The organism is Mesotoga sp. UBA5825 (genome assembly GCF_002432955.1).
Classification (GTDB): Bacteria; Thermotogota; Thermotogae; order Petrotogales; family Kosmotogaceae; genus Mesotoga.
Genome location: NZ_DJHG01000128.1, coordinates 1 through 3,435, shown reverse-complemented (window position 1 = coordinate 3,435; position 3,435 = coordinate 1). Strand labels below are relative to the sequence as shown.

The 3,435-nt window shown below is 49.8% G+C and carries 4 protein-coding genes; 3 read left to right on the top strand and 1 reads right to left on the bottom strand.

All coding sequences use genetic code 11. The features are described 5' to 3' along the window. A partial coding sequence (locus B3N33_RS12280; RefSeq protein WP_292593505.1) for a substrate-binding periplasmic protein occupies positions 1–1,091 on the bottom strand: 1,091 nt, incomplete at its 3' end. A gap of 233 nt (positions 1,092–1,324) precedes the next feature. Here B3N33_RS12280 and B3N33_RS12275 point away from each other — a divergent pair. Genes B3N33_RS12275 through B3N33_RS12265 form a run of 3 tightly spaced genes read left to right on the top strand, consistent with a single transcriptional unit; the run spans position 1,325 to position 2,965 of the window. After that, complete coding sequence (locus B3N33_RS12275) at positions 1,325–1,657, top strand: 4Fe-4S binding protein (protein WP_292593503.1); 333 nt, start codon at positions 1,325–1,327, stop codon at positions 1,655–1,657. A 21-nt stretch (positions 1,658–1,678) separates the two neighbouring features. After that, a complete protein-coding gene (locus B3N33_RS12270) occupies positions 1,679–2,638 on the top strand; it encodes a radical SAM protein (protein ID WP_292593502.1) in 960 nt (319 codons plus the stop codon). A gap of 3 nt (positions 2,639–2,641) precedes the next feature. Further along, entirely contained in the window at positions 2,642–2,965 is a 324-nt protein-coding gene (locus B3N33_RS12265) for a NifB/NifX family molybdenum-iron cluster-binding protein (RefSeq protein ID WP_103134929.1), read from the top strand. Positions 2,966–3,435: the final 470 nt, after the last annotated feature.

Here is a 3,435-nt window from a genome sequence, read left to right as displayed (position 1 = left end):
GTGCCTATGGCCGCGACAGTCTTTGCGGATTCGAGATCTGTAGCTGGGGTGACTGTGTCTTTGCGGGCGTAGAGGTAGGCGGTGTTCTTTCCCACCGGTCCGATCCACTCGAAGTTATCCCTTCGTTGCTCGGTCTGGTCCATGCTGAAGAGGAAGACGTTCGGCAGATTGGAGGCCAGTTCATAGCCTATTGACCATGGGACGATCAGGATCTCGCCAGACATATCGTTTCTACGGAGGATCTCCTTTACCATTTCGGTTACGAAGCCCGTCGGTTCTCCATTTTCACCTTTGAAGGTAACGGGCGGGTACTCCTCGGTCAGGAAGGTGTAGATGCCGGGAACGGGCTGTCCGGGGAACCATTGGCCGTAGAGTTCGGAGAAGGAGCCGGATGCCTTGAGACCGTCGAGAGCCTTCTGGAATGCGCTCACGATTTCGGAGGGGACGTCCTTCGAGAAACCGAGGTATGTCATGTCAAGGTCGATCGCAACTGTTGGCACGAGAAGATTAGAGGCCTGTTCTTTCTGGAGTAGCTGTCGTAGAACTGCCGAGTTGAAGGGCGCGAGGTCGATTTCCCCGACAAATAGGGCATCGAGCAATGACTCCTCGTCTTCAAAAATGATTAGGTTGTCGAATCCCTGCTCCTCTAAGAGTTTGTGGGAGTAGTATTCTCTAACCACGCCCACCGAGTTTGCGTTTCTGACGTCCTCCAGCGATTTGAATTCACTCGAGAGCTCTTCTCTCGTGTAGAGGTAAGTGTTCGTTATGACAACGGGGCCTACCCACTGATAAAGAGCTTTTCTCTGGGTCGTGAAGACAAGAGAGGGAATGCAGTATCTCCCTTCGCCCTGTAACATTTTGAGGGCTTCGTCGAATTTAACGGGTCTCATCTCGACGTCTATGCCCGTTTCGCTTTCCAGCGATTCGATCAGATCGACGAGGAAGCCCTTCAGATGGCCTTCATCCAGGTAACTGAAGGGATCGTAATCGGGATTTACAAGGAAGGTAATGGGCTGGGCCAGGCCCACAGCCGATAGAAAAAGAACAAGGATAATGGAAAAGACGGCTTTCTTGGAAACATAAGATTTCACTTTTCTGCACCTCCAATTGAGTGTGTTATGATTCCTATTCTAGACGAAATCTCCCGTTTCACAAGCAACAATTATTACTGGCGAAGCTTATTGGCAAGTGGTCGTCTCACTCGGACAGCTTTTGGAAGCAGATTCTTTTCAGGATGTTCGTCAGAGTATTCCGGGAATTTGTAAAAGGGGATTTTGTGGTGATATAATATATATGCAATAAACATATATAATGAAAAAAGGAGATGTTTAAATTGCCTTGGGTAAGAGAAGATATGTGCACCGGATGCGGACTGTGTATCAAAGCCTGTCCGGTGGAAGGAGCAATCGTAATGAAGGCGGGCAAGGCGTACATAAACAACGCGCTTTGCACCAGATGCGGGGATTGTTTCAGTGCCTGTCCGGTGAATGCAATAAGGTCAAACTCTGAAAATCCCTCTCTTAGAGCCGGTGGAGGAGGATACGGCATCGGCCGTGAAACCGGTTCTGGACAGGGAAGAGGACTGGGACGAGGTATGGGGGGAGGCAGACGCGGAGGAGGACAGGGAAAGGGCATGGGAGGACAGGGAGGAAGATAGCCAAACAATATCGTTAGGGATGTGATTCGTTTGAGTCATGTATACGGAGTGGTGCCTTCAAGAAGACTTGGCAGATCGCTTGGGGTCTGTACGATACCGTTCAAGACATGCAATTACTCGTGTATTTACTGCCAGCTAGGAAGAACGACGAATATGACCAATACCAGGCAGACCTTCTATCCGCCTGAGGAGATTCTATCCGAGGCAAGAACGTTTATAGAGGCTCACGGTGAAGAGTCGTTCGACGTTGTGACGGTTGTCGGAGAAGGTGAACCGACTCTGTACAAGCCATTGGATTCCATAGTGAATGGACTAAGAGAACTGACAGCCAAGCCGCTTGTGCTAATCACAAATGGCTCTCTTCTATATGAGAAAACATTAAGAGAAGAGATAATGAATTTCGACATTGTGATGCCGACCTTCGATGCCATTGACGGGGAGAGCTTTCGGAGAATAAACAGACCTTATGGAAAGCTCAGACATGAGAGGGTCTATAATGGTTTGCTAGAGTTTTCGAAGGAATTCAAAGGTGAAATCTGGCTGGAAGTAATGCTCGTAAAGGATTACAACGACAGTGACAGATTTCTTGGAGAACTGAAGAATAGGATCGAACTGCTGGCCCCGGCAAGAGTGTACATAAATGTTCCTGCCAGGCCACCGGCAGAAGAAAATGTAGAAATACCTGAAGAAGAGACGCTTAGATATGCCCGTGCCCTTTTGAAGGCGGAGAGTATCGAGAACCTCCCGGTCAGCAGCTTCACTACCTCTGAGAAAAAAGCGCTGGATGCAGTGATCGAGATCATCAAGCGCCATCCGATGTCGGAGAAAGACATAAAGAGTTTTGTGGAGGCGGAGTTCAATGAGGAATCGGTCGGAGATCTTCTGAAGAGACTTAGCAAGAATCCGAACGTCGAGAAGAACTCCTATCGCGGGAAGGATTTTTACAGATACATCCTTGCAGGAAGACGATCAGGAGGATGAGAGATGGGAAAGTTAATCGCAATTGGGACCAACGACGGTTTCAAATTGAACGACGACCACTTCGGGCAGTCAAGGTACTACGACATTTATGAGCTTGACGAAGGCAAATGCGCCGTCAAGCTGGAAGCAAGGCCTAATCCTTATTTCGAGAATCATAAGCATGCGGAACTCGACGAGATCCTCCAGGTTATCGGTGACTGCCCTGTATGGATCGGGGCAGCAATGGGACAGGGATCGCTGAAAAAGCTCGCCGAGATGGACTACGAGCCGGTGATTCTGGAGCCGATGACAATTGAAGAGGCATTGAAGGCGTATCTGGAAAAATAACGTTGGTGGCTTCGTCACAGCCAGTCGAGCTTTTAAACGAAGACGGCTCTAAACAGCGTACAGCGGGGTCACCGTTCTTAAGCGCACAGCGGCTCTTCCAGCGACCAGGGGGTTCTTGTTCTTAAGCGTGCAGCTGATCTTCAGGGCGAGATCCCGTGCAGGTGCATCACGGGATGACCCTGAGGTCGGAAAAATAGGGACTCCATTTTTAGGAACAAGAGCAGTTCTTCCTTCATAAGAGCGTGCAGAGAGCCGTCCTTCGACCTTCGTTTAGGAGCGTGGACCCGTCCTTGGGAAGAGCGGGAAGAGGAGAGGGGAAGAGAGAGAGAAAGAGAGGGCGAGAAAACGCGAAAAACGGTACAGACGTCAGGAGCTCGTCAGTCCCTATTTTCGGTTCTGTCTCGTGGTTTTTAACTACGATTTCGGTCTGCGGTGGCTCTCTCTCTTATCGGTGGACGGTGGACCGTTGA